The following is a 26,985-nucleotide window of genomic DNA, read 5'->3' as shown; positions in this document are numbered from 1 at the left end:
ATAGCGCGCTGAAATACCGCTCGCCTCGCGAGTTCCGGCGCTCGATGGATTCAGCAACCTTAGTGTGATGCCGTGTCCGGTATTACAGGGGCAACTCCAATCTGAAAGCTCGTCTGAAAGCGGAGGCGGATGCAAGATCAACGTCTGTTTCGGCCGTGATGGCGGTAGCGATCGAGAAGTACCTAGCCAATGAATCGATCGTGGAAGAACTGCACGCAATGGAGGGCCGTCTGGCCGCAACCATAGTTCGTACGCTGACGGAAACGGCTCGCGTGGGGGATGATGTCCAGTTGGTGATCGCGCAGGTCGATCAGCTGATCCGCTTCATGTTCCAGGCCACCCCTGAGATCTTTGACAAGGAAGCGGCAGCCATCGTTGGCTCACGCCGATATACCGGATTCCTTGAATCGTTCGCGAAAGAATTTGTGGGCAGAAAACGCCGGGCAGTGTTTGCCGGACACGTTGACGATGCCCTCGCAAGCGAGGGCGGAAACGACGCATAATGCGCAATCTCGCCACCTCGGTGGCGACCAGGTCTCAGTCACCAGGGCCATTGATGGGGTCCATACCATGTCACTCAACGCCGTTTTCTTCGACGCCTTCGGCACCCTCTGTGACATTCGCATCAAACGTCGGCCATTTGCCCAGCTTGCCCAGTTTTCTCCGGATCGTCGGCGCGCGCGCGAACTGGTCATGACTCGGGCGCTCTCGCTGCGCGATGCCGCGCACGAACTGCATGTGCAGGGCGTCGATCTGGCCAAGCTGGAGGAGGAGCTTGAGACTGAGCTGGCGAGCATTGAACTGTATCCGGAAACCATCGAGGTGCTGGAAGCCTTGGGGGCGGCTGGCTTCCGGATCGGTATCGTGTCAAATCTGGCCGCGCCATACGCGGAACCGTTGTTACGGCTGTTGCCGTTTGCGCCGGATGCCCACGCATGGTCGTTTGAAGTCGGCCACCTGAAGCCGGATCCGCGCATCTTTTGGTCCATGTGTGAACAGCTCGGCGTAACGGCTAGCGAAGCACTGATGGTGGGTGACACAATCACTGACGACTATGAAGGCGCATTGGCAAGTGGCCTGCACGCACTGCATTTGAACCGGCGTGGACGGGAAAATCACCCGCAGGTCGCAGCAACCATCCGGACGCTGGCCGAGGTTCTTCCAACACTCCGTGCTAATTCAGATTCCTTGCCAACGAGCCAGACGGGATCGGTCGAGCTGTCGTAACGCAAGATCAAGCCGCGCAGCTGTCCAAGTGGCGCAGTTGCCTCGACCGAGGCTGCCGCTTCGTCAAGCGCCTGCATTGCTTCATTGAGCTTGCGGCGCACCGTACGTGAAACGACGACACGCACGAGCACGATGCCGCTCCGACAGCTGCTGCCAGATGAACCAACCTGCGTTCGATCATGACCGTCCCCTGACCGGTTGAAATGTTGCCAGTGTAGCGGGCTGAAGCTGGGAAAAGAGCAACGCCAGCGTGCGGCCATTCGGCTTATCTCCCCGAACACCAATCTGTCGCCGCCATTCGATCGCTTCCTGATTTCCGCCGCGCCCCCGTCTTCCATCTTTCTTGGCGCCCCATTTTTCGGCGTGTCGCAGCCTGAGCCCCGTACGAGGCGCCCGGCGCGTCAGGCACACACCCATTGCCATGGATGTACTTATTTGCGACAATCAGGACTCAATTACGCGCGGTAGCAGATATTTCGCTATCAATTGTCGGGCGTTTCGCCAGACTGAGCTGCAGTGGACTACATTAACGGCACGAAACCGGCATGCGCCGAATCCGTGTCCAGTAGGTCCCGATTCGGCGCATGCCGGTTTCGTGCCTAATTTAGGTAATTGACCTTGCTTGCTGACGCATTACAAAACTTCAAAAATAGTGTTGCGCCAGCTAAGACGCGGCTTCGTCGTCGCCCGAAAATCATCCTGATTTTCGGCGGAGGCCCGATCGGCATCGAGCCAGAGCATCGAAATTCCTCGTTCAGAAATGCCTTCCTTAACTGGGCGAGCGATAATTCACATCCTCTTGTTGAGCAATTTCAGCTTCCGGAGTATTTCCCAGAATGGAATCGCTTTGAGGGGTATCAGAATCTCGTTGAATTCGAACGTGATGCCGGCGCCCTGTCAGGGGCGATTTTGTTATTTTCCGAAAGCCCAGGTTCGCTTGCAGAGTTGGGAGCGTTTTGTATGGACGACGTCCTATCTGAGCGTTTACTTGTTGTAGTTAGCAACTCGTATTTCCAGCAAGATTCGTTCATTGCGCATGGGCCACTTAAAAAACTTACTGGAACTCATTCAGACGCATCTGTGTGTGTTATTGATTCCAATTCAGTTGAAAAATTTTACGACGAGGCGTCAATCGTCGCCGAGGCTCTTGAGGCAAAGGTCAATGATCATCCGAAGCGAGAATTGCTTTCTCCTCTTCGGATTAGAGATCAACTCCTGTTAATTGCCGATGCCATCGAATTATTTGGCGCACTCACTGAAACTGAAGCGCTCGGAATTTTGGAATTCATGGGTGTCAGCATCGATCGAAACACATTTCGCCGACTCGCTGGCCAGCTCAAACTTTTTAACTTGATTGCCGAACGTCAGCAATATACACAGAAATATTTGATCGCTCCGCGGCAAAATCGGCAGTTCTATCTCGATTATGATTCCGCAAATCCGGAAGAGAAATTTGATCGAACCCGCTTCAAAATGGCCACCTTTGAGCTGTTAAAAAAAGAGACGGCTCGAAGGAAGGCTTACGAACAAATCCATGGGGAGGTGCCGCATGAATCTAATTGATCGATTGCAAGCGGCCTTCCCTCTTTCGCGCGCAGAAGCTGCGTCGATGATCGAAACAGCACCTCGTCGTTACAAAATTCACTTAATTGAAAAGCGTAATGGTCGTGGCCTGCGTCAAATAGCTCAACCGACTGCCGAACTCAAACTCGTGCAGCGGTGGATAGTGGCCAACTATATTAACGCGCTGCCTGTTCATCAGGCCGCAATGGCTTACCGACCCGATCTGGGAATTAAAGATCATGCCAAAGAGCATGCAACCAAGAAATATCTTCTAAAATTGGACTTTAGGGACTTCTTCCCATCTATCAAAGCGAACGACTTCAGGCAGCACTTGACGCGGCATACTGAAATCTCCGAAGCGGACAAGGTAGCAATCACGAGGCTGCTTTTCCGATATGATAGCGAAAATCAGGATATGCGTCTCTCTATCGGAGCACCGAGCTCTCCGTCGGTATCGAACACCGTCATGTTCCATTTTGATACGATAGCTTCAGATTATTGCAATGCCGCGGGCGTTCAATATACGCGATATGCTGATGATCTCGCGTTCTCCACAAATACTCCGCACATTCTCGACGAGTTGCAGAATTTTGTTAGGGAAACGTGTCGTCAACTTGACTATCCAAGACTGACTCTAAACGAAGAGAAGAGTGTTTTTACTTCGAAAAAATTTCAGCGACAACTAACTGGACTCATTTTAACAAACGAAGGATCTGTTTCTCTGGGTCGCGAAAAAAAGCGGCTAATGAGAGCAATGGCGCATCGCTTTAACCTCGGCACTCTATCGCTAGACGACACGAAGAAGCTGCGAGGGCTATTAGCATTCGCGATTTCGATTGAGCCGGAATATGTCAATTCCATTATTCGAATGATTGGCGAGCCATCTTACAAAAGCCTTATGCGCGGCAATTAAACACATCTCTGGTCGTCCGATCAAGCACCGACGAAGGGTTGTAAATCCTCCTTGATGGCCGCGTCATTGCAATCCGAAGCTCGCTCGCGGGAATATCTGGACACCTTCCCACGTTCGAGCGAAGTAGCATCGATTACCAAAACAACACTACCCCGTTTAGTTGGCTGAGTCACCAGTCCTGCTGACCTGCCCCCCGGTTTTAGTCCGAACTGCAGTTAGAGTCCGAGGTTAAAAACTGCTGCTTTGCTTCGTGCGCCCGAGCGAACTGCGCAGGCGTCAGATACAGGCCAGCACGGTTTCGGATGATCGATACCGACTCGCCGACGTTCGCCGTCACGCTCCGCCGTCAGTGCCATAAGCTGCATGGTGATCCAGCCGAGGCCGACGCTATTGGCGTCGGGTAACCCTCTAACGGCCTCATTGAAAACCGGGAATGACTTGGAGGGAGCCCGACTTGGATGCGAAAGGTTGATTGGCAATAGTGCGATTTCTGCCCACTACACAAGCATCGCATGAATCCTTCTAAGCCAACCCGACACCTCGCCAGCCACGTCGACCTCTGCAAGCCTGGCGGCAGTCATTTTCGCGGCCGCGTCGCGGTTGAGGCGCTTCTTTGCTCGATTTACCTTATCTGATAATTCCTTGGCATCAGCCAATACGTCTGGCCACAGCTTCGTGCTACCTGACGACTCGTGAACGGCCTTCGCCACGATTAGCGGAACGTCACAGGTATCGGTGTACGTAACTACGATACCGTTCATGCCTTCAGCGATGGCGTCGGCGTGCAAATAGTTCTCAAGCTCCCGCTTCGCCGTTACGACGGCCCAAGAACCATCGGTGCGTGCGTTGACGGTGTCGCATTCCGCCTGATACTTCGGCGGCACGGCATCGTCACGATCATAGATGTGAACCTCCGGTAGGTTCAGGTTTCGCAGATAGTGCTTGGCAACCCATTGTTTGAGCGAGCCCCCGCCGAGAGGGACGAGCGCCACGCGGTTGTCGGCGGCGAAATCGACGACATCAGCCATGCCTGGTTTCAGCATCGAGCTGATACGCTCAAGGAACTCGATATCGTTGGTCCCTTCAACGAAGACCAGCGCTTGGACTCGCCGATCAGGTAGCACGCCGAGTTCGTTCGCAATCCTGGCCAAATCGTCGTCCGTGCAATGAATGACGGTCGCCGTACCATCGGGCTGTTTGCGCACGCACCGCAGGCTATCGCTAGGCAGCAGCCCCGCCAAGCCCGGCGTATGCGAAGTGACGAGAACTTGCGTGTTTTCGTCAACAGCAAGTTCCTTGAGCGCCTGAACAAGCAGCCGCTGGTTGTCGGGGTGTTGCGACGTCTCCGGCTCCTCAATGGCATAGATGACGCTCAACGCTCCCTTTTCTGTACGTCGCCTCTCCGCTTCAGCCCGAAAGAAGTTCAGAAGAATGAGACGGCGAACGCCGCTCCCGCGCTTGTTGATGGGTATGTCGTTGTCTCCCACGAGACCGAATTTGAAGACATCCCATTTCGGATCGGTCTTGAAAAACGGCTTAAGCTCACTTGCCAGGCGACCGTCCATCTCATTCAGTTTTTCCAGCGTCCGCTTCGCAACATCCTCTGCCCGGAGCCTCACCGCATCCTCGATCTTCTTCAGATCGTCCGCCATCTCCTTGAGCGCTTGCGTGATCGCGAACTTAAGCGGGCTTTGAACCTCCTCATCGCCGTCCTGGCTCGGCCGATCCGAGCGGAACAGCGCGTACATTGGGAGCTGCGGCTTGAGCTGTTCCCAGACCTTTTTGGCATCCTCCTTGTCAAGCGGAAGCAGCCGGCGCTCGAAGGTTAGTGGTTGACAGGCATCGCGGATCGCTTGCCGCATGCTGCCATTCACCGTCAAATTTACGGTCGATTCATCTATGCCCAGCTTCTTGACTCTGGCTTTCAGGTCTGTATTCTTGAGCGTGAGCAAGTCGGCCGCATCGGCATTGGTCGGATGCAGAGCAACCGCGAAGACAGCCTCTTTCGGAGTTTTTCCCGAGCAGTCCCACTCCTTAGAAATCTCCAGCTCGCCCTTTTCGTTCAGCAAGTGCTCAGTCGCGAGAGAGGTGCGTGCCGCGGTGTCGAGAACTATCTCGGCAGGGAGGCTGGTGAAAGCGCAGCCGATGCGGATCATCGTGCCAGTGCCATGCACACATGCATCACCACGTTCTGGCTTGCCATCGTTAAAGAAAATTTCGAGTGCTTCGAGGATCGTTGACTTGCCCGCGTCGTTCTTGCCAATGAACGCCGTCAGATCGTCGATCTCAATTCGAGTACTTTGAGCATACCCACGAAAATTTTCAAGAATCACCGCTGCGAGTTTCACACTGCCCCCCCGATGAAATGTGGTCCGGCCGACGACGTTAGCGCTGCTCTTATCGACACTTAGATTGAAGCGACTGCGATATATCAACGAAACATTCACCGTCGAGGCTAAGGGGCGTCCCGATCTTGTCCGCACGCTCGCCTAGACCGAGTTGTTGACACTTGGGGGATCGAGCGTTGACTCACACCGCGGGTGCAAGCCCTTACGCCATCAGTGAGGCGCCCAAGGCGGCCGGCCGGCAATCAACGTCCCCCACCTGTCAACAACCCAAAGGGCTTCACCGTGGTACGACGCGGCAAGCCTGCTTGGCTCCCTGGCGAAATTCAGCCGAAGACTGCCTCTGATCGACGTATGTATTGAACGAAGTCGATGCAAGGAACGGCAACCTCACGCATGGAACAAACGGACGGTATCTTTCGCTTCGAGTTCACGTCCGGTGGATTGTTTTGCTGAGCCTCATTTGACACGAGTTCTCTCCCGTGGGCCCGTGCTGTCGCAATGATGAGCAAATCGTTCTCGCCCACGCCCTTAGGGTGATAGTTATCGCCGACGATTCCAAGTAGCCCCTTAATGCGCATAGCGTCCTGCGCAATTTCGTTCGTGACTTCCAATGGCTCAAGACCGGCCGTCACAAGCCAATCGCCACAGTCCGGCGTCCCTGCGCATACCTCTCCATAAGCCACGATAGACATCATGAGCCTTCGGGCATTGATCTCAGCCGCCATCCATGTCCAGAGTCCCGGAAATTGATTCGCGGGATAGTTATCCCAGGCGTAAATCATCGAAGATGCGTCAAACACCTGCATAGAAACGTTCCAATTGATGCAGGTCGTTGATCTTCAGGCCATCGAGATACCGACTCGCCTTTGCCAACGTGATGTACCGCCCATCCAGTGCGTCCAGTACCGTCCGCACGAATCTGTCGCCAAAAATATGCGAGGGCTCTCGATGGCGGTACATCCGAGTACCGCGGTCCTGCTCCGGGGCAGGCTGCGCGGCCCGCCAGTGTCGATAGGCAGCGTATTGCGCCTGTGGCAACCGGCCAGCATCAAGCAGTCGGCGCAGTATGACCTCCGTGCTAACGCCCCACTGTCGCCGCAGCGGTCTGAGCCACTCGTCGTACTCAGTAACTTGTCGCGGGCGCCCCAGATCGTCCACTCTTGCCAAGAACGCCGTGGGCACAAGCAAGTGACCGGCGAAAGCATTCGCGTCCCGCTCATTACCTTGGTGGGACTGCATATCCTGCTCATCGTCGATCGAACTGCTTCGATGCAGCAACAGATGCCCCAGCTCGTGCATCAGTGTGAAGGATTGCTGGGATTCGTAGGTCTGCTTTTTTACAACGATGACCGGACAATCAGGACTGTAGATGCTGAAGCCTAGGATTGGGCTCTCTTTGGCGATCTGCCACTTTCCGTTGTATCCGTTGCTACGGAATACCAATACCCCGCGCGCTTCTACCGCCGCCCTGTAACTGTCAAACGTGTTGTCGTCGCCAAGGCCAAGCCACCGGCGCGCGAGTCTCGCTGCTTCAGCCGGGTTGTCGCGCGGGAGATCCGGCTCCTCAAATCGAGGCAAGTTTGCGTCATCCAAATCTTCGCGAAGGCTCAGATATATCTCGCGTTGTCTCTCGACACGCTCTATGAGCATCTTCAGCCTCGCAGTCAACTCCGGCTTTTGATTCGCCAAGGTCCGGAAAGCCGGGGTATGTACCTGAGCTTCATCGACCGGCCCTGGCTCCAGGAAGAAAAGCGCCCCCCGACCAAAGAAGCTCGCCACCTTGCTGAGCTGAGGAAACGTCAAGCCCCCCTCTCCCGCCATAAGACGGTCCATCGTCGTCTGCGAGATGCCAACCGCGGACGCGAGCTCGCCTGGCGTCGTGCCGTGATCGGCACAGCACCAAGCTATCCGCTCGGGGTTGATCGACTGTATGCGCTCCATAGCCGTTCATTATACCGGTGGGGTGCCCGCTTGCTGTGCTTCCACAGCCTCTCCGAAGTGCATGAGCGGTGCATAGCTCAGCTTTTCTAGACCGCCCGAAATTACGGTAAACTACTAATGTTAAACAACTTTTGACTTCGGTCGTTTACGGTCGAATTCTCTTAGTTTTCAGTAACTTACCGCGTCACACGCCGAATCATAATCCGCAGGTCCGGGGTTCGAGTCCCTGATTCGCCACCAAATACAAAAAGCCGCTGCTCCGAAAGGTTCAGCGGCTTTTTCATTTTCAGCATCGGCAATGCGTCCGGCACCCGGGCGATACTGCTTGCCCAGCGCCCAGGAAAAATGCGGCCGGCTTGCCGGGGCCTGCGTCATATGCAGCGGCGCTCCCCCTTGCGGCAAGCCTCCGATGCAACGCCTCCTCCGGCCACGCACCGACTCGCGCCGCGCGCTGTCGACTGCCGGCACGGCGCCCGGCCCAAGTTGCGCCTCGGCAGACCGGCCCGGCCGGCGATACGCCCGAGCCCCGCCTCAGCCCGCTTAACGACGACGAATCGGAGCGCTACGTGCCGCGCCGCTGCTGCGCTCGTCCTTGTGACGGAAATTGATCCGCCCCTTCGTCAGATCATAGACCGACAGTTCGAGGGTGACGCGGTCGCCCGCGAGAATGCGAATGTGATTCTTGCGCATGCGGCCCGACGCATAGGCACCGACGACGACGCCGTTATCAAGCGTGACGCGGTAACGGCTATCCGGCAGGACTTCGTCGACGATGCCATCAAGTTCAATCAGTTCTTCTTTAGCCATACATAACTCCTGTTCTCTGGAAATGGGACTGGGCGTCGATCGCCCGTGCGCTCGTGATGGATACCGCACCGACATCCCGTGCGCCGACGTCGAAGCCATCATGCGCGAAAATCAGCGACCCGTCGGCCTCACCGGTCATGGGTCCGGCGTACGCACGCTGCGCGCGAAGTGCATTGCCGGCTACCGCGAACTTCGACCGACGGAACGGGCGACGTGGACAAGTGCGCGCGCAACGTGGCGCGGCAAGCCGAATGGCGCACTGACCGGCACGCGCAGCCGGATGAAAAGGGTGTGAGACCGACTTGAACGGAGCGCACGACGCGACGCCCCGACACGACGGATTCGATGAATGGAAACACGCTGACGCCGCATCGGCGTCAGACGCCTGGAGGCTGCCAGATCCGCTGGCGGCAAATGCGGCGTGCATCGCCTGCAACGCTGCTGCCGGTGGAGGAAAATACTGCGAGGATGTCAGCACATGCTGACAATGATTTTACTTCCGCACCTCTGACAAGGCGTAAGTATGCGCCAAATATGCGCTTTTGAGTTGCAAAAGTGACTTGCAAATGTGGCATCACCGGCGAAACAGCTTTCTTTCGGCCGACAAATGTCCTCTCTGGTCGCTATTCGTCCTTGCCGCCGTTACGCCGCAGCCGGAAGCAGCGGCTCCACGATGGCGCACCACGGAAACGGCCAGCCCGGGCCCGAACAGCAGCAGTCAGAGAATCGCCGCACCGGACAGCGCGATGAGATGCACAGGCACGGGACATCGCGCAGACGCGGAAGGACGTTTCGATCGCCAATCATCCCTACTCGCCGGCGGCCGCCGGCGCATCATTGTCATCACGCCGCCGCGTAAACGGCAAAACGGCCGGGCGCCCGCTTTCGAAGCGGGCACACCGGCCGTTACGGCAAGCGGTGAAACCTTGCGTTATACGCGCTCGCGCGCCACATCCTTGCGGATCTCGAGCGGCGCCGCGGCGGCAGCCGCTACGGTGCCGTCGTTCTCCTCGCCGAGCTGCCCTTCCCACTTCGCGATCACGGCCGCGGCGATCGAGTTGCCGACCGCGTTGGTCGCCGAACGGCCCATGTCGAGGAACGTGTCGACGCCCATGATCAGCAGCAGACCCGCTTCCGGCAGGTTGAACTGGTTGAGCGTCGCGGCGATCACGACGAGCGACGCACGCGGCACGCCCGCCATCCCCTTCGACGTCAGCATCAGCAGCAGCAGCATCGTCAGCTGCGTGCCGAGCGGCAGATGGATGCCGTACGCCTGCGTAATGAACAGCACCGCGAACGTGCAGTACATCATCGAGCCATCGAGGTTGAACGAGTAACCCATCGGCAGCACGAAGCTCGAGATCTTGCGGTTCACGCCGAAACGGTCCAGCGCATCGAGCAGCTTCGGATACGCGGCTTCCGAGCTGGCGGTCGCGAACGACAGCAGGAACGGCTCGCGGATCAGGCGGATCAGCGAGAACGTGCGCTTGCCGAGGAACACGAGGCCGGCGAGCGTCAGCATGCCCCACAGCAGCGCGAGCGCGAGGTAGAAGCTGCCCATGAACTTCGCGAACGTGAGCAGGATGCCGAGGCCTTGCGTCGTGATCGTCGATGCGAGCGCAGCGAAGACCGCAACCGGCGCAAACCACATCACCGCGCCGGTGACCTTCAGCATCACGTGCGCGAGATCGTCGATCACGGCCGTCAGGCGTTTGCCGGTGTCGCCGAGCGCGGACAGCGCGGTACCGAAGAAGATCGAGAACACGACGATCTGCAGGATCTCGTTGTTCGCCATCGCCTCGGCAATCGACTTCGGCACCAGGTGCGCCACGAAGTCCTTCAGCGTGAACGCGCCGGTCTTGAGGTTGGTCGCGGCATCCGTTCCCGGCAGCGGCAGGTTGATATGGCTGCCCGGCTGCAGCAGCGTCGCGGTCAGCAGGCCGAACAGCAGCGACACGAACGACGCGATCACGAACCAGCCGAGCGCCTTCACGCCGACACGGCCCACCGCATTCGTATCGCCCATGTGCGCGATGCCGACAGTCAGCGTCGAGAACACGAGCGGCGCGATGATCATCTTGATCAGACGCAGGAATACGTCTGACAACAACGACACGTAACCGGCGATGTCCTTCGTGACCTTCGGATCGGGGAACGTGCTGTGACAGACGTAACCGACGGCGATGCCGAGAATCATCGCGATCACGATGTAGGAAGTGATATTCCGTCTCTTTTTCATGAAGAATCCCATGCCCGAGCGGGGGCGTTGCGGGTAGCGGATGGCGGCGCACGCGCTGGCGCGCGGTCTGAGGCCTTGACGTGGCTGTTCGGCGCATGTGATCCGGCACGAATTGCCGGGCGGTGTCGCACCGAACGAACAGGCGCGCAGGGTATTCAGTCGCCCCCTCCTCACCAAGAATCATGCAAATTTCGAATACAACCGAACGAAAACATGCATGACGGGTGCGGAGCATTTTCGGCGCCGCGCATCCGCGGTGCACGGCGCCCCGGCAAGGCGCACGATGCTGCACCGCCGTTGCGCCCGCGCATCTCCGGGTCGAACGCCCTTGGAAGCACGCGGTTCGGGACTACACTAACCCTTAATGGGGGGCGGCCGGAGCCCGCCCCCCGCAGGGAGACGCCGTCATGAATCGGCCGCTGATTCGAACCCCGCCACGCGCGACCGCCGCAGCATCGGTCTGGAAGTGGATCAAATGGACGCTGTTCGCCGCCACGCTGGTGACGATCGCGATCGTTGCGCGGCTGTTCCAGGCCGAGTTCGAAACATCCCGCCTGCAGGCCCGCTATTTGTCCGAGCTGACCCGCGACGTCGGCTATACGGTCGAAACCGGGCCGAGCGACCACATCCACTTCCCCGGCGACGGCCCGTACGACATGCGCCTCGGCTACGCGATGATCCCGTCGTTCCAGGAACGCCTGCTCGCACGCGGCTTCGTCGTCAGCAAGCAGGCGCGCGACTCCGAGCGGATGCTGTCGCTGGCCGCAGACGGCCTGTTCCCTCCCTACGAGGAAAAGGACCAGACCGGCCTGATGCTGTTCGACTCGACGGGCGCGCCGCTCTTCGCCACGACGTTCCCGCAACGCATCTATCGCGACTTCGATGCGATTCCGCGCGTGATCGTCGATTCGCTGCTGTTCATCGAGGATCGCTACCTGCTCGACCCGAACCAGCCGAACCGCAATCCGGCCATCGACTGGGGGCGCTTCGGCCGCGCGGTCGCCGACCAGGCGCTGCACGTCGTGAACCGTCACCAGGCGCGGCCGGGCGGCAGCACGCTCGCGACGCAGATCGAGAAATTCCGCCACTCGCCGGGCGGCCGCACGGCGACGCCGCCCGAGAAGCTGCGGCAGATCGCATCGGCATCGGCGCGCGCGTACCTGAACGGCCCGCAGACGATGCCCGCCCGCCGCGCGATCGTCGTCCACTACCTGAATTCCGTGCCGCTCGCCGCGCGGCCGCACATCGGCGAGATCACCGGCATCGGCGACGGTGTCGCCGCGTGGTACGGCCGCGATTTCAACGAGGTGAACCGTCTGCTCGGCGCGCCGGCCACATCCGACAACCTCGTCGCGCAGGCGGTGGCATTCCGTCAGGTGCTGTCGCTGATCATCGCGCAGCGCGCGCCGTCGTACTTCCTCAACAGCGGATATCCGGCGCTGCAGCGGCTGACCGACAGCTACCTGCGGCTGCTCACGACCGGCGGCGTCATTTCGCCGGCGCTGCGCGATGCCGCGCTGGATGCGCGCATCCAGCGCAGTGCGCCGCCCGCGGCTGCCCGCGTGCAGTCGTTCGTCTCGCGCAAGGCGATCTCGTCGGCGCGCGCGTCGCTGCTCGCCGCACTCGGCGTCGGCGACATGTATCAACTCGACCAGCTCGATCTGCAGGCCACGAGCACGCTCGACAATGCGGTGCAGCAGGCGGTCGCCGAACGGCTCGCGAAAGCGTCGACGCGCGACGGCGCGCAGGCCGCGGGACTGTACGGCTACGAGATGCTCGCGCCGAGGGACGATCCGGCGCATCTCACGTACAGCTTCACGCTGTACGAACGGCGCGACGGCGCAAACATGCTGCGCGTGCAGACCGACAGCGTGAACCAGCCGTTCGACATCAACCGCGGCGGCCGCATCAACCTCGGTTCGACGGCGAAGCTGCGCACGCTCGTCACGTACCTGCAGCTCGTTTCCGATCTGCATGCGCGCTACGGCGCGCTGCCGCCCGCGGAACTCGCCCGCGTGAAGCCCGATCCGATCGACGGTCTGACACGCTGGGCGCTCGACTACCTGTCGCATACGCGCGACCGCTCGCTGCAGGCAATGCTCGACGCCGCCGTCGAACGCAAGTATTCGGCAAGCCCGGGCGAACTGTTCTATACGGGCGGCGGCGCGCAGGCGTTCAGCAACTTCGACAAATCGGACAACGGCCGCATCCTGACGCTGCACGCGGCGTTCGAGCACTCGGTCAACCTCGTGTTCGTGCGGCTCATGCGCGACATCGTCCACTACCAGATGATCCAGACATCCGGACCGTCCGCGTCATGGCTCGGCGATCCCGAGCAGCGCAAGCAGTACCTGCAGCAATTCGTCGACGGGGAAAGCAAGGTCTACGTGAAGCGCTTCTACACGCGCTATGCGGGCAAGCCCCCGGACGACGCGCTCGCACTGATGCTGAAGGACGTCCGCAAGTCGCCGCCGAAGATCGCGACCGTGCTGCGCAGCGTCGCGCCGAACGAACCGCGCGCCTGGTTCGACGCGCAGATGCGCGCGGCGCTCAAGGGGACGCCCGCCGCGACGCTGTCCGACGACGATCTCGCGGCGCTCTATGCGAAGTACGCGATCGACCGCTTCAACCTGAACGACCGCGGCTATATCGCGAGCGTGCATCCGCTCGCGCTCTGGACGCTCAACTATCTGCGCGCGCACCCCAACGCCACGCTCGCGGACGTGCAGCGCGAAAGCCGTGACGCACGCATCTACACGTATTCGTGGCTGTACAAGACGCGCTACCACGGCACACAGGATCGGCGTATCCGCCGCATGGTCGAGCTACGCGCCTATGCGGCGATCAGCAAGTCGTGGCGCGCGCTCGGCTATCCGTTCGCGGAAGTCACGCCGTCGTTTGCGGCGGCGATCGGCGCGTCGGGCGACCAGCCCGATGCGCTCGCGAAGCTGATCGGTCTGATCGCGAACGGCGGCGCGAAAGCGCCGACCGAAACCATCTCGCGGCTCGATTTCGCGAAGGGCACGCCGTACGAGACGCGCTTCGTGCGTGCGCCGGCGCAGCCGCAACAGATCCTCGCACCGGAAATCGCCGGCGTCGTGCATCGCCTGCTGCATGACGTCGTGCAGAACGGCACCGCGCGCCGGCTCGCGGGCGGCATGACGCTGCCGGACGGCAGGACACTCGATGTCTACGGCAAGACCGGAACCGGCGACCAGCGCTTCAACGTCTATGCGCGCGGCGCGCGGCTGATCGAGTCGCGCAAGGTGAATCGCAGCGGCACGTTCGTGTTCGTGCTCGGCGACCGCTTCTTCGGCGTGCTGACGGCCACCGCGCACGAGCCCTACGCGGCACGCTACGACTTCACGAGCGCGATGGCGGTGCAGTTGCTGAAATCGATGGCGCCGGCGCTCGCGCCGCTGATCGAAAAGCCGGCGCCGGTCGGCCCGCAGGCCGAGGTCGCAGCGCCGAAGGCGGCCGGTGCGAAACCGTCGTAGGCGCGGTGCGGATGGCGCGCCGCGCAGTCGGCTCGATCCGCGGCGGATCGCCGACGCCCGCGCGCATCCTTCAGGCCGGCGCGCGCCGGGCGCATGACAGCGGGACGCCCGGCGTCGTTGCGATGCCGGCGGGACTCAGCCGAGCGCGGCGAAGCCCGGCACGCTGAACGACAGCACCGCTGCCGCGACGACCACGCCGATCATCGTCAGCGCTTCAAGATGGAGGATATTGCGGAACGTGTGTGCGTCCTCGGTCGACGCCGTGCGGCGCAGCCGCGGCAGCGCGGAGAACCGGTTCAGGCCGCCGAGCACCAGTGCAAGCGCGACCAGCAGCATCTTCAGCAGCAACACGCGGCCCCACGTACTGCCGTCGAGCGGCGCGAGCGCCCCGCCGAGCCCGCGCACAGCATTCAGCGCGCCGGTGCCGAGTACGAGCACGACCGCGACGATCGATGTGTGCGACAGCCGCTGCGCGACGCGGATCAGCGCACCGCGCGCGACCGACGCGCCAAGCGCGGGCAGCACCGCAAGGCCGCCTGCGAGCACGAGGCCGGCCCACACCGAAGTGACGAGCAGATGCAGCGTCTGCACCCCGATGGCGGCCGAGAACGATCCGGTATCGGCCGCGTGACCGGCCGACGCCTTGCCGGCCGCGACCACGATCACCGCGATCCACAGCACCGCATATGCGAGCGGCCCTTCCGGGCGCGCGAGTGCGGTCGCGAACAGCAGCAACGCGCCGGCGAACGCCACGCACCACGCGAGACCGACATGCGTCTGCATCAGCATCGCCGGCATCGCCCCGAATGCGCCGGACAGCCCCGCGCCGCTCATCGACGCGGCCTGATAGACCAGCCAGCCCAGATCCGCGAGCACGAGCGCCGCCGCCGCGGCCACAAGCGAATGTTGCGCACGCAACCACGAAAGATGCGATGGCGACACGACCGCACGCGCACCGTCTTTCGCGAGCCATCCTTTCAGGAGCGCCGAACCGGCCGCGGTCGCGAACGCAGCGTCCATCAGCGCGGCGAGCGCGACCTGCCCGATCCACAAGCTGTCGATCTTCATTGCGCACGCCCTCCGCGACAGCACGCGCGGAACGTCGCAGCAGCAGCCTGGAGCGGGAACGGACAAGGGAAATCGGGCAACGGCACGGTAAAAAGCGTCATCGATGAATCCGGAAAACGAGGAGTGGCAAGGATTTGCGACGGAGGCGGCGCCGCGCGACCCGCGAGTGTACGGTCTTCGATGGACAAAACGCATATCGGTTCACGACTGCCCCGCCAAATACGCGACAAATTGTCGCAACAGACGCGAAGACACGGGACAGTGTCACTTTGTCAAATAGCCGACACCATTCATCGGTGATAGAATGCCGCGGCGCAGCAGCCCGGCTGCCCCTGCCGACATGCCGAGCCGATCGTAGCCCGGACAGGTCCCCGACGAATAATCATGGAGTCTCGTGTGTCTTCAAGACGCCTCTTCCGTCCGCTGCTTGCCGTTCTCTTGATCGGCGGAGCGGGCCTTACGAGCGCTGCCCAAGCGCAGACCAAGCCCACGGAGCAAGCCCACGCGCAGCAAGCGCCGCTCAAGGCGCCCGATACCATGGCCGAGCGTGTGCGCGGCTGTACGGCCTGTCACGGCGTCCACGGCCAGGGCACCGACAACGATTATTTCCCGCGTCTTGCCGGCAAGCCGGCCGAGTACTTGTACAACCAGCTCGTCAACTTCCGTGACGGCCGCCGCAAGTACCCGCCGATGAATTATCTGCTGACGTACCTGAACGACGATTACCTCCGCGCGATCGCCGAGCACTTCTCGGCCGAGCGTCCGCCGTACCCGGCGCCGGCGAAGCCGTCGCTGCCGGCCGCGACGCTCGCGCGCGGCAAGCAGCTCGCGGAACAGGGCGATCCGTCGCGCAAGCTGCCGGCCTGCGTGGCCTGCCACGGCGCAACGCTGACCGGCATGCAGCCGGCGATCCCCGGTCTCGTCGGCCTGCACGCCGACTATCTGAGCGCGCAGCTCGGCGCCTGGAGTTCCGGCAACCGCCACGCCAAGGCTCCGGATTGCATGCACGACATCGCCGCCAAGCTTTCCGACGAAGACGTGACCGCCGTGACGGCATGGCTTGCCGCCCAACCGGCGCCCGCCAACCCGGTGCCGGCTCCGGCCCGTTCGATGAAGACTCCGCTCGCCTGCGGCAGCGAACCGCAATAAGGCAAGGGAGACAGACTAAATGAAACGCAAGTCCCTGTTTGCACTCACGGCTGTCGCGATCGTCGCGGCAGCGGCCCTCGTGCCCGTCCTGTGGCCGGGCAACGACACGCTGCACGGCAATGCCGCCGTCGCGGCCACGCCGGCCGACCAGGCCGCGCTGGTCAAGAAGGGCGAATACCTCGCACGCGTCGGCGACTGTATCGCCTGCCACACCGTGCGCGGCGGCAAGCCGTTCGCGGGCGGCCTGCCGATGGCGACGCCGTTCGGCACGATGTATACGCCGAACATCACGCCGGACGACCAGAACGGCATCGGCAAGTGGACGTCGGACGACTTCTATCGCGCGATGCACACGGGTCGCTCGAAGGACGGCAGCCTGCTCTACCCGGGTTTCCCGTTCGCGAGCTACACGAAGGTCACGCGCGCGGATTCGGACGCGATCTACGCGTACCTGCGCTCGGTCGCGCCGGTGTCGGTGCCGAGCCGTCCGCACGAGCTGAAGTTCCCGTTCAACAACCGTAACCTGCTGATCGGCTGGCGCACGCTGTTCTTCAAGGAAGGCGAATACAAGCCGGATCCGACCAAATCGGTCGAATGGAACCGCGGCGCCTACCTCGTCGAAGGCCTCGGCCACTGCAGCATGTGCCATACGTCGATCAACATGATGGGCGGCCCGGTGAATTCGGCAGCGTTCGCGGGCGGCCTGATCCCGCTGCAAAACTGGTATGCTCCGTCACTCACGAACGACAAGGAGCTCGGTCTCGGCGACTGGCACGTCCAGGAACTGTCCGACCTCCTGCAAGCCGGCGTATCGAACAAGGGCGCGGTGTTCGGCCCGATGGCGGACGTGGTCCACAACAGTCTGCAGTACATGACCGACGAGGACACCCGCGCGATGTCGACTTACCTGAAGTCGATCCCGCAGAAGGCCGAAGCCCCGAAGAACATGCAGTACGAGCCGTCGAAGCAGTTCGGCAACGCGCTGTTCGATCAGGGCAAGAAGATCTATGCGGACAACTGCGCGACCTGCCACGCCGCGAATGGCGAAGGCAAGGCGCCGGCCTACCCGCCGCTTGCACAAAACCATTCGATCGTGATGGAATCCGCGGTCAACCCGATCCGCATGGTGCTGAATGGCGGCTATCCGCCGAGCACCTTCAAGAATCCGCGCCCGTACGGGATGCCGCCGTTCGCACAGTCGCTGTCGAATCAGGAAGTTGCGGCGGTCGTCACGTACATCCGCATGTCTTGGGGCAACAACGGGACGCCGATCTCGCCGCAACAGGTGAGCGACCTGCGTTCCGCGCCGCTCGACTAAGCATCGGGCGACGCTATCGGGGCGCGGCTGCGGGAAACCGCGGCCGCGCCCTTTTGTTTTTTTGCGATGCACCTCGCGCCGGCCGCGCGACGCATCGCCGATCATAAAACTCAAGAGTCGTATTTATGTCATTTGCATCTCTCGGCCTGGCCGAACCGCTCGTCAAGGCGGTCAACGAGCTGGGCTACACGTCGCCCACGCCGATCCAGTCGCAGGCGATTCCCGCCGTGCTCGGCGGCGGCGACCTGCTCGCGGGCGCGCAGACCGGCACCGGCAAGACCGCCGGCTTCACGCTGCCCATCCTGCAGCGTCTCCACACGTTCTACGCCGACAACCGCGGCGCGAAGCGCGCGGTGCGCGCACTGATCCTCACGCCGACGCGCGAACTCGCAGCACAGGTCGAGGAAAGCGTGCGTGCCTACAGCAAGTACCTGAAGCTGCGCTCGACCGTGATGTTCGGCGGCGTCAGCATCAATCCGCAGATCGACGCGCTGAAGCGCGGCGTCGACATCGTCGTCGCGACGCCGGGCCGGCTGCTCGATCACATGCAGCAAAAGACGATCGATCTGTCGAATCTCGACATCCTCGTGCTCGACGAAGCCGACCGGATGCTCGACATGGGCTTCATCCACGACATCAAGCGCGTGCTGGCGAAGCTGCCGCCGCGCCGCCAGAACCTGCTGTTCTCGGCCACTTTCTCCGACGAGATCAAGGCGCTCGCCGATAGTCTGCTCGATTCGCCCGCACTGATCGAAGTCGCGCGTCGCAACACGACGGCGGAAACGGTCGCGCAGAAGATCTATCCGGTCGACCGCGACCGCAAGCGCGAGCTGCTCACGCACCTGATCCGCGAGCACAACTGGTTCCAGGTGCTCGTATTCACGCGCACCAAGCATGGCGCGAACCGGTTGGCCGAACAGCTGACGAAGGACGGCATCAGCGCGATGGCGATCCACGGCAACAAGAGCCAGTCGGCGCGTACCCGCGCGCTGGCGGAATTCAAGAACAGCACGCTGCAGGTGCTCGTCGCGACCGATATCGCCGCACGCGGCATCGACATCGACCAGTTGCCGCACGTCGTCAACTTCGACCTGCCGAACGTGCCGGAAGACTACGTGCACCGGATCGGCCGTACCGGCCGCGCGGGCGCGACGGGTGAAGCCGTGTCGCTCGTGTGCGTCGACGAGAAGCAGTTGCTGCGCGACATCGAACGGCTGATCAAGCGCGAGATTCCGCAGGAAGTGATTCCGGGTTTCGAGCCCGATCCGAATGCGAAGCCGGAGCCGATCCAGCAGCGCCGCGGCCAGCGTGCCGGCGGCGCCGGCGGCGGCGGCCATCGCCCGCCGCGCGGCGGCGCGTCAGGCCAGCCGGCCGCGAAACGCGAAGGCGCGGCGCAGCCGAAGCCGGCGCAGCAGAAGGCCGCCAAGCCGCGCAACCCGGGCACGGGCGGCAATGGTGCGCGTCCGGCCGGCGGCAGCGGCGCGCGTCCCGCGGCCGCCAACGCCACGCACGCGAACCGCAACCGCTCGTCGCGCAGCGGCCAGCGCGGTCACTGAAGCCGCGCGGCGGCGCGCCGCAGGTGCTCGATCTGGCATTGCCAGCGTGCGAGCACCGCGGCGCGATCGCCTGCCAGCTCAAACGTCACGCCCGTTGCGAGACGCGCGTAGCCGACCCGCTGCGCATCGCCGTGCTCGATCGTGGCGGCGAACCCCGCGAGGCCGCCGAAGTCGCCTTCGAGCGGCTCGACCTTCAACTGAGCCTGAAAGAACGCGCCGTCCGCGACGAGCGTCAGCGCAGCCATGCGCCGTTCCGCCAGCGCCTTCGCCGCACGCGAATGCGGCCAGAGCGCGAACAGCAGTCTGCGCGCATCGTGCGCCAACACTTCACCCGCACTCAACAGCGTCGTGCGCAACTGGCCATCGCCGGTAGCAACGATCAGCGATGCCGCGACGTCGGCCTTGTGGTCGAGCGCGGTGCCATCGAATAACGAGAGGACGGCCGGCGGCCACGCATCGAACGTCCATTGCTCGAGCGCGTGGCGATGCGAATCGGTCATGTGCGGCCTCGGCGAGTCGGAAACGCGAAAGCGTACCAGCGCAGCGCCGCAGCGTGCGCGGGATCAGCGAAAGAATACGTGCTGCGTGATCTTCGCGAGCGGATAGTGGACGCCCGGCTGGATTTTCGCGGGCAAATCGAGCGGCTTGAGCAGCATCTTCACGCACATGTCCGCCGACAGATTGCGTCGCACGAGCGCACTCACGCGCGCCGTGCGTTCACGGTGGTAGTGGCTGTCGCCGACGCGCTCCGGATAGCGGATCGCGAACACGTGGCGCAGCGCGATCTCCGAATCCTCGTTCTTGATTTCCAGCACGCGGCGCATCAGCGCACCCAGCACGGCGAGCCGGCCATTCCCTTCGAGTCGGTTGTATTTCTTGAAATATTTGAAAAAGTGCTTGTAGTGACGCACTTCGTCGGTGCGGATGTTGTCGGTGATTTCCTTCAGCACCGGCTCGTCCGAGCATTCGTTGATCGCGCGATACAGCGTGGCCGTGCCTGTCTCCACGACGCAGCGCGCGACCATCTCCAGCGCGCGGGTCTTCTCGAACGCATCGACCGAGCAGGTCTTCGAATACTCGTCGAAGAAATTGGCGAAAGCCGTATCCCAGTCGAACTCGGGCCACACGTGCGCGATGTACGCCTTCAACGCGCGGCCATGCTGCAGTTCTTCGTGCTCCCATGCATGGTTGAGCCACGCGGAGACTTCCGGATCGTCGTTGAAGAACTCGCTCAGATTGCTCGTGTAGAGATCCGAGCCGCTTTCGATGAAAGACGCCGCGCACAGCAACAGCAGCAAATCCTCGTTCGCCGCCGCACGCTGACGATCGATCCGCGTCAGGTCGATGTCTTCGATACGCCACGGCATGACATGCGCCGTTCTCGTTTGCATGGTATTGCACTCCCAGCCGCCGCGTGAGGCCGCCGTCCACGCGTGCGGCGCGCGCGACGACCGCACGGAATGCGGCGCATTGCTAACCGTTATTCGAGTCTGTCCGGTCGGGCCCTCCCGGCCGAGGCAGTCCAGCCGGGCCTGCCTCGCTTGCCAGTGTCGAACACGACCGGCCATGCCATTCAGCCATCTTAGCCGGACTTTTATGATCCTGCTTCAAAGCACTGACCATGCCGGACAAGTGCAGTTCCGTACCGCATTGCCTGTCGTTTAGACGCGCCGCTCGAATACGCGCCGCAAAAAAATGGCGGCCCGCAGGCCGCCCTTCCCCATGCGACTGGGAACGAATCGTCAGAAACCGGCCGCCAGCCCGTCGCGCCGGCTGTCACTCGCCGCCACGTAGCCGCGCTCCGGATCGTCGCGATCGAGCCGCCAGACGAATTGCCCGGAGCCGAAATCCATGTAGGGATCGTCGATCGACTTGATCGTGTGGCCGCACGCGGCGAGCGCGTCGACCGTTGCGCGGCGCATGCCCGGTTCGACGTCGAGCGTGAAGTCGCGATTCACCTTCCAGCGTGGCGCATCGCACGCGGCCTGCGGCTGCTGGCCGTAGCCGAGCATCCGCACGATCGTCTGCAGATGCCCTTGCGGCTGCATGTCGCCGCCCATCACGCCGAAGCTCATCACGGCTTCGGTGCGGCCGTTCACCGCTTCGGTGACGAATGCCGGAATGATCGTGTGAAACGGCCGCTTGCCGCCCGCGACAACGTTCGGCGACGCCGGATCCATCGAGAAGCCGTGCCCGCGGTTCTGCAGCGCGATGCCCGTGCCCGGCACGACGAGGCCCGAGCCGAAACCCATGTAGTTCGACTGGATGAAGCTCACCATCATCCCGCGCTCGTCGGCCGCAGACAGATAGATCGTGCCGCCCGAACGCGGACGGCCCGAGCCGAAGTGCGTCGCCCGATCCGGATCGATCAGTTTCGCGCGCTCGGCGAGATACGCATCGTCGAGCATCTCCTCAGGCGTCACGTCCATCGCGCGCGGATCGGCGACGTAACGGTAGACGTCCGCGAACGCGAGCTTCATCGCCTCGATCTGCAAGTGCTGCGACCGCGGCGAATCGACGGGCCATTCGGTCACGCCGGCATGCTCGGCAATTCCCAGTGCGATCAGCGCGGCGATCCCCTGCCCGTTCGGCGGAATCTCGTGCAACGTATAGCTGCCATAGCGCTTGCCGATCGGCTCGACCCACTCCGGCCGGTACGCGCGCAGGTCGGCTTCGGTCAGCGCGCCGCCGCCATCGCGCGCGAACGCCGCGATCCGTTCGGCCAGCATGCCCTCGTAGAATGCACGCGCGCTATCCTTTGCGATCGCGCGCAGCGTCGTGGCATGGCCGGGCAGGCAGACCCGCTCGCCGACTTCCGGCGCGCGCCCGCGTGGCATGAACGTGTCCGCGAAGCCCGGCAGCCCGCGCAGTTCAGGCACCGCGGCCGCCCACTTGTGCGCGACGATCGGCGACACCGCGTAGCCGCGCTCGGCGATCTCGATCGCCGGCTCCAGCAGATCCGCAAACGGCAACGAGCCGAATTTCGCGTGCAGCGCCTCCCAGCCCGCGACGACGCCCGGCACCGTGACCGTATCCCAGCCACGCATGGGTTTGCGCGCGATGCCGTGCGCATCCTCGCCGTGGCGGCGGCGGAAGTAATCGACGCTCCATGCAGCCGGTGCTACGCCCGACGCATTCAATCCGTGCAGCTGCCGGCCATCCCATATGAGCGCGAACGCGTCGCCGCCCAATCCGCATGACACCGGCTCGACGACCGTGATCGCAGCGGCGGCCGCCAGCGCCGCATCGACCGCGTTGCCGCCTTTCCACAGCATCCGCAGGCCTGCCTGCGCGGCCAGCGGATGCGACGTCGACACCACGTTGCGCGCGAACACCGGAATGCGCGTCGTCGGATACGGGTTGTGCCAGTTGAAGCGGGTCATCGGATACACCTCGTCGAAAGCGGAGTGGGCGCGCGGATGCGTGCGATCCGCCATTGCAGCGCGATCGGTGCGATCACGCAAATTCATTTGTTACATGAATCCAGACGCCGGCCGCATGAATAGGCTCCCAACCCGTGCCCGGCGTGCCAGCCGAACACCCTTACAATACCCGCTCCGTCTTTACGACTTTGCAGCCGAGCCATGACCCGAGATCCTCGCCTCACCCTCAACGCGCGCCAGCAGGAACTGCTCGAATGGGTGCAGCGCGACGGCTTCGTGACCGTCGACGATCTCGCCGCGCATTTCGCGGTGACGCCCCAGACGATCCGTCGCGACGTGAACTGGCTCGCCGACCTGAACCTGCTGCGCCGCTATCACGGCGGCGCGAGCCTGCCGACCAGTTCGGAGAACGTGTCGTACACCGCACGCCAGCGGATGTTCCACGACGAGAAGCGGCGCATCGCGGCGCTCGCCGCCTCGCATATCCCCGATCAGGCATCGCTGTTCATCAATCTCGGCACGACGACCGAGGAAGTTGCGCGCGCACTGAACCGTCATCACGGCCTGCGCGTGATCACGAACAACCTGAACGTCGCGTCGATGATGAGCGGCTACCCGGAATGCGAAGTGCTGATCACGGGCGGCATCGTGCGACCGTGGGACAAGGGCATCGTCGGCGAACTCGCCATCGACTTCATCCGCCAGTTCAAGGTCGACTACGCAATCATCGGCACGTCGGCGATCGAGACCGACGGCACGCTGCGCGACTTCGACACGCGCGAGGTGCGTGTCGCCGAAGCGATCATGCAGCACGCACGCACCGTCTACCTCGTCACCGACCACTCGAAATTCGGCCGGCCGGCACTGGTCCGCCAGGGTCACCTGAGCCAGGTCCATGCGCTCTTCACCGACAAGCCGCTGCCACCGGACATGGCGGAAACGGTCGCCGCGGCGGGCACTCAGGTGTACGTCGCCGAGTAATCGGCGCGATGCTGCGCCGCACCCCAAAGTTCAAGTGAAATCAAGAAGTTGGCTACAATGCCGGACCGCTTCTGGCGGGCGCGGCTGTCAATCGGAAAATTAACGGGGCACGATTTGGCGTTGCCCGCGCACTCGACTAGACTCCAGTTCCCCGGCCCGTTTGCCCGTCTCGTCCGCGCCCCCGAAGTGTGCGCGAACGTGAGGCCGGCGAAAGCAGCTTTCCCCCCTGAGTCACACCTCGCTGGGTATCTTGTGCACCGGTCGCTCGAGCCGGATGCATGAGCAGTCCGGTTGTCATGGAGAGAAACAATGCTGAGTCCGCATGAATTCGCCACGCTATTGCTTGTGAAGGATGCTCCCGATCAGGCCAACATGGATCGCGATGAACTCGACGCGCTGCTCGAGCAGCAGCTCGTCCGCCTCGAAAGCCTCGGTTCGGGCCGCAAATACTGCGTCACCGAAACCGGCGACGCGGCGCTGCGATCGATCAAGTATCGCTATTCCTGATCCGGCCGCGCCAGACGGCAGCCGGCCGCGTATCGCCACGCCAGCCTGCCCCCGCTGATCTGGGGTCTGCGCAGGCCGTCCCGAAACGCCAAGCTTACCCGCCGCGCAGCGTCGGATCGACCGCTGCGCGCCAGCTGATCGCGTTCGCGCGCGCCTCGTTGAGATACGTCACCCAGCCGGCACGGCCCACCGCGTCCGGCGCCACATAGCGCGCCGAAAGTTCGTTTACGAACGAACAATAGTTCGAATCCGACAGCCCGCGATACCGCTTCGCGACATACGCATCGTAAAGCGCCGAATAGACCGGCTGTGCGTCCGCTCCCCAGTCGCGCGCCGCTCCGCCGCACGACGTCTGCAGGGCCGCGAACGACGGCGCCCGCCAGTTGCCGCCGAGCGGCGGCGTGCCGGCGGCGCATCCCGCCAGAACGGCAAGCGCGCCGGCCGTCATCCAGATCCGCATGATTCACCTCTTCGAACGATCGATTCGACAAGTATCGTCCGGGATCGCGCGACGCGCCACCCGCCCCTCTTTTTCGAACTTTACATTTTCGAATTCGTTCGTTAGATTTCGAATCCGAACATTTTGTGTTCACTCATTTCCATCAGACGATAAGGACAGCAGGTGACCCAACCGAATCGCTACGATCTGCTCGTCGTCGGCGGCGGCATCAATGGCGCGGGCATCGCGCGCGATGCAGCCGGCCGCGGCCTGTCGGTCATCCTCTGCGAGCAGGACGATCTCGCGTCGCACACATCGTCGGCCAGCACGAAGCTGATTCACGGCGGCCTGCGCTATCTCGAGTACAAGGAATTCGGGCTCGTACGCAAGGCGTTGCAGGAACGCGAGACGCTGCTGCGCGCGGCGCCGCACATCATGTGGCCGCTGCGCTTCGTGATGCCGCACATGCCGAACCTGCGCCCGGCGTGGCTGATCCGTCTCGGTCTGTTCCTCTACGATCACCTGGCGAAGCGCGAGCTGCTGCCCGGCTCCCGCGGCATCGACATGCGCCGCCATCCGGCCGGCGCGCCGCTGATCGATTCGATCAGGCGCGGCTTCGTCTATTCGGACGGCTGGGTCGACGACGCACGCCTCGTTGTGCTGAACGCGCTCGACGCAAAGGAGCACGGCGCCGAGATTCTGACGCGCACCCGGCTCGTGTCCGCCGAACGCGTGAATGGCGAATGGGCAGCGCGGCTCCAGCACGCGGACGGCTCGATCCGCGTCGTGCACGCCCGCGCGATCGCGAACGCGGCCGGCCCGTGGGTCGGCGAGGTGCTGCATGGCGCGCTCGGCCGAGGCGCACAGCACAGCGTCCGGCTCGTGAAGGGCAGCCACATCGTCACGCGCCGCCTGTTCGATCACGATCATGCGTACATCTTCCAGAACCCGGACAAGCGGATCATCTTCGCGATTCCGTACGAGCGCGACTTCACGCTGATCGGCACGACCGACGTCGAATACACGAACGATCCGGCGAAAGTCGCGATCGACCGCGACGAGACGCAATACCTGTGCGACTCGATCAACCGCTACTTCAAGCGCCAGATTTCGCCCGCCGACGTCCGCTGGACCTATTCGGGCGTGCGGCCGCTGCTCGAGGACGAGAACGCGGCCAACGCATCGGCCGTCACGCGCGACTACCGCCTCGAGATGGACGACGGCGCGGGCGCGCCGCTCCTGTCGGTGTTCGGCGGCAAGATCACGACGTTCCGCAAGCTCGCCGAAGAAGCCGGCGACATGCTCTGCCGCGCGCTCGGCCGCGACACGCCGGCATGGACAGCCGGCGCGGCGCTGCCGGGCGGCGACATCGCCGGCGCGAATTTCGACGCGTTCGCGGCCGATTTCGCGAAGCGCCACCCGTGGCTGCCCGCCGCGCTCGCGCGCCGCTACGCGCGCGCGTACGGCACGCGCGCCGCGCGCGTCGTCGGCGAGGCGACGTCGCTCGCCGCGCTCGGCCCCGCAATCGCACCGGATATCCACGAAGCCGAACTTCGCTATCTGCGCGACGTCGAATGGGCGACTTGCGCACAGGACGTGCTGTGGCGCCGCTCGAAGCTCGGGCTGCACGTCGCGCCCGGCACGCTCGACGACGTGACCGCCGCGCTCGACGCATGGTTCGCCGCCTCGCTCGCGCATCACGCCTGACAGGATTTTCGACTCAACCCACGCGCCGCCTCATGCGGCGCGAATCACAACTAAGCCAATCACGGACGGAGATGAGAGACATGCAGGACCAGTACATCCTCGCGCTCGACCAGGGTACGACGAGCTCACGCGCGATGCTGTTCGATCGCCAGGGCAACATCGTGTCGATCGCACAGAAGGAATTCGAGCAGATCTACCCGCAACCCGGCTGGGTCGAACACGACCCGCAGGAAATCTGGTCGACGCAGGCCGGCGTCGCCGCCGAGGCCGTCACGCGCACCGGCCTGAACGGCACGTCGATCGCCGCGATCGGCATCACGAACAAGCGCGAGACGACGATCG

Annotated in this window: 23 protein-coding genes and 1 tRNA gene; 14 read left to right on the top strand and 10 right to left on the bottom strand. The window is 62.8% G+C overall.

From position 1 onward, the window contains the following. Positions 1-158: 158 nt before the first annotated feature. The 5 genes from KH616_RS06155 (at position 159) to KH616_RS06135 (ending at position 4,107) form a co-directional block, all read left to right on the top strand. Positions 159-503, top strand: coding sequence for a hypothetical protein (locus KH616_RS06155; protein ID WP_292238015.1), 345 nt, complete (start codon positions 159-161; stop codon positions 501-503). Positions 504-570: 67 nt separating this feature from the next. Next, positions 571-1,227, top strand: coding sequence for an HAD family hydrolase (locus tag KH616_RS06150; protein ID WP_292238014.1), 657 nt, complete (start codon positions 571-573; stop codon positions 1,225-1,227). 618 nt (positions 1,228-1,845) lie between these two features. Next, positions 1,846-2,790 carry a retron St85 family effector protein gene (locus KH616_RS06145; protein ID WP_292238013.1) on the top strand — a complete coding sequence of 315 codons (945 nt, stop codon included), beginning with the start codon at positions 1,846-1,848 and terminating at the stop codon, positions 2,788-2,790. Next, positions 2,777-3,703, top strand: a complete 927-nt coding sequence (locus KH616_RS06140) for a retron St85 family RNA-directed DNA polymerase (protein WP_292238012.1) — start codon at positions 2,777-2,779, stop codon at positions 3,701-3,703. Before KH616_RS06145 ends, KH616_RS06140 begins: the two co-directional genes overlap by 14 nt. 209 nt (positions 3,704-3,912) lie before the next feature. After that, complete coding sequence (locus tag KH616_RS06135) at positions 3,913-4,107, top strand: antitoxin MazE-like protein (protein ID WP_292238017.1); 195 nt, start codon at positions 3,913-3,915, stop codon at positions 4,105-4,107. A gap of 93 nt (positions 4,108-4,200) precedes the next feature. On the opposite strand, the gene KH616_RS06130 is transcribed toward KH616_RS06135, so the two are convergent. The 3 genes from KH616_RS06130 to KH616_RS06120 all read right to left on the bottom strand — a co-directional run bounded on the left by KH616_RS06130 (position 4,201) and on the right by KH616_RS06120 (position 7,992). Then, on the bottom strand, positions 4,201-6,051 hold the full coding sequence (locus KH616_RS06130; protein WP_292238011.1) for an ATP-binding protein: 1,851 nt from the start codon (positions 6,049-6,051) through the stop codon (positions 4,201-4,203). A 323-nt stretch (positions 6,052-6,374) separates the two neighbouring features. Beyond that, complete coding sequence (locus tag KH616_RS06125) at positions 6,375-6,857, bottom strand: DUF4411 family protein (RefSeq protein WP_226221210.1); 483 nt, start codon at positions 6,855-6,857, stop codon at positions 6,375-6,377. After that, entirely contained in the window at positions 6,844-7,992 is a 1,149-nt protein-coding gene (locus KH616_RS06120; protein ID WP_292238010.1) for an ImmA/IrrE family metallo-endopeptidase, read from the bottom strand. Before KH616_RS06120 ends, KH616_RS06125 begins: the two co-directional genes overlap by 14 nt. Positions 7,993-8,142: 150 nt before the next feature. Here KH616_RS06120 and KH616_RS06115 point away from each other — a divergent pair. Continuing rightward, a tRNA-Ser gene (locus tag KH616_RS06115) sits at positions 8,143-8,232 on the top strand. 300 nt (positions 8,233-8,532) lie between these two features. On the opposite strand, the gene infA is transcribed toward KH616_RS06115, so the two are convergent. Beyond that, positions 8,533-8,799 carry a translation initiation factor IF-1 gene (gene infA, locus KH616_RS06110; RefSeq protein WP_292238009.1) on the bottom strand — a complete coding sequence of 89 codons (267 nt, stop codon included), beginning with the start codon at positions 8,797-8,799 and terminating at the stop codon, positions 8,533-8,535. Between the two features lie 931 nt (positions 8,800-9,730). Further along, positions 9,731-11,038 (bottom strand): dicarboxylate/amino acid:cation symporter, encoded by a 1,308-nt coding sequence (locus tag KH616_RS06105; protein WP_292238008.1) that lies wholly within the window; start codon positions 11,036-11,038, stop codon positions 9,731-9,733. Between the two features lie 407 nt (positions 11,039-11,445). Between KH616_RS06105 and KH616_RS06100 the strand changes: the two genes are divergently transcribed. Then, the gene (locus KH616_RS06100; protein ID WP_292238007.1) at positions 11,446-14,535 is read left to right on the top strand and encodes a transglycosylase domain-containing protein; all 3,090 of its coding nucleotides are present in this window, start codon (positions 11,446-11,448) and stop codon (positions 14,533-14,535) included. 135 nt (positions 14,536-14,670) lie between these two features. On the opposite strand, the gene KH616_RS06095 is transcribed toward KH616_RS06100, so the two are convergent. Continuing rightward, a complete protein-coding gene (locus tag KH616_RS06095) occupies positions 14,671-15,603 on the bottom strand; it encodes a CopD family protein (protein WP_292238006.1) in 933 nt (310 codons plus the stop codon). Between the two features lie 384 nt (positions 15,604-15,987). On the opposite strand from KH616_RS06095, the gene KH616_RS06090 reads away from it, so the two are divergent. From KH616_RS06090 to KH616_RS06080, 3 genes are all read left to right on the top strand, one after another. Continuing rightward, a complete protein-coding gene (locus KH616_RS06090) occupies positions 15,988-16,752 on the top strand; it encodes a c-type cytochrome (protein WP_292238005.1) in 765 nt (254 codons plus the stop codon). 19 nt (positions 16,753-16,771) lie between these two features. Beyond that, entirely contained in the window at positions 16,772-18,070 is a 1,299-nt protein-coding gene (locus KH616_RS06085) for a cytochrome c (protein WP_292238004.1), read from the top strand. Positions 18,071-18,195: 125 nt separating this feature from the next. After that, entirely contained in the window at positions 18,196-19,626 is a 1,431-nt protein-coding gene (locus KH616_RS06080; protein WP_292238003.1) for a DEAD/DEAH box helicase, read from the top strand. Here KH616_RS06080 and KH616_RS06075 read toward each other — a convergent pair. The 3 genes from KH616_RS06075 to KH616_RS06065 all read right to left on the bottom strand — a co-directional run bounded on the left by KH616_RS06075 (position 19,620) and on the right by KH616_RS06065 (position 23,009). Beyond that, a complete protein-coding gene (locus KH616_RS06075; RefSeq protein WP_292238002.1) occupies positions 19,620-20,126 on the bottom strand; it encodes a hypothetical protein in 507 nt (168 codons plus the stop codon). The two genes, KH616_RS06080 and KH616_RS06075, sit on opposite strands and share 7 nt — an antisense overlap. A gap of 63 nt (positions 20,127-20,189) precedes the next feature. Then, a complete protein-coding gene (locus KH616_RS06070) occupies positions 20,190-21,017 on the bottom strand; it encodes a ferritin-like domain-containing protein (RefSeq protein WP_292238001.1) in 828 nt (275 codons plus the stop codon). Positions 21,018-21,368: 351 nt separating this feature from the next. Then, the gene (locus tag KH616_RS06065; protein WP_292238016.1) at positions 21,369-23,009 is read right to left on the bottom strand and encodes a gamma-glutamyltransferase family protein; all 1,641 of its coding nucleotides are present in this window, start codon (positions 23,007-23,009) and stop codon (positions 21,369-21,371) included. A 201-nt stretch (positions 23,010-23,210) separates the two neighbouring features. Here KH616_RS06065 and KH616_RS06060 point away from each other — a divergent pair, with 201 nt between their 5' ends. Beyond that, positions 23,211-23,990, top strand: a complete 780-nt coding sequence (locus KH616_RS06060; RefSeq protein WP_292238000.1) for a DeoR/GlpR family DNA-binding transcription regulator — start codon at positions 23,211-23,213, stop codon at positions 23,988-23,990. 309 nt (positions 23,991-24,299) lie between these two features. Beyond that, positions 24,300-24,497, top strand: a complete 198-nt coding sequence (locus tag KH616_RS06055) for a hypothetical protein (RefSeq protein WP_292237999.1) — start codon at positions 24,300-24,302, stop codon at positions 24,495-24,497. 94 nt (positions 24,498-24,591) lie between these two features. Here the strand turns inward: KH616_RS06055 and KH616_RS06050 are convergent, their stop codons facing one another. Then, positions 24,592-24,957 (bottom strand): hypothetical protein, encoded by a 366-nt coding sequence (locus KH616_RS06050; RefSeq protein ID WP_292237998.1) that lies wholly within the window; start codon positions 24,955-24,957, stop codon positions 24,592-24,594. A gap of 162 nt (positions 24,958-25,119) precedes the next feature. On the opposite strand from KH616_RS06050, the gene glpD reads away from it, so the two are divergent. Both glpD and KH616_RS06040 read left to right on the top strand, forming a co-directional pair. Next, a complete protein-coding gene (gene glpD / locus KH616_RS06045; protein WP_292237997.1) occupies positions 25,120-26,643 on the top strand; it encodes a glycerol-3-phosphate dehydrogenase in 1,524 nt (507 codons plus the stop codon). 80 nt (positions 26,644-26,723) lie between these two features. Next, positions 26,724-26,985 (top strand): FGGY family carbohydrate kinase (locus tag KH616_RS06040; RefSeq protein WP_292237996.1); only part of this gene is annotated, 262 nt, incomplete at its 3' end.

The organism is Burkholderia sp. (genome assembly GCF_018375725.1).
Classification (GTDB): domain Bacteria; phylum Pseudomonadota; class Gammaproteobacteria; order Burkholderiales; family Burkholderiaceae; genus Burkholderia.
This window is presented reverse-complemented; position numbering and strand designations above follow the sequence as displayed.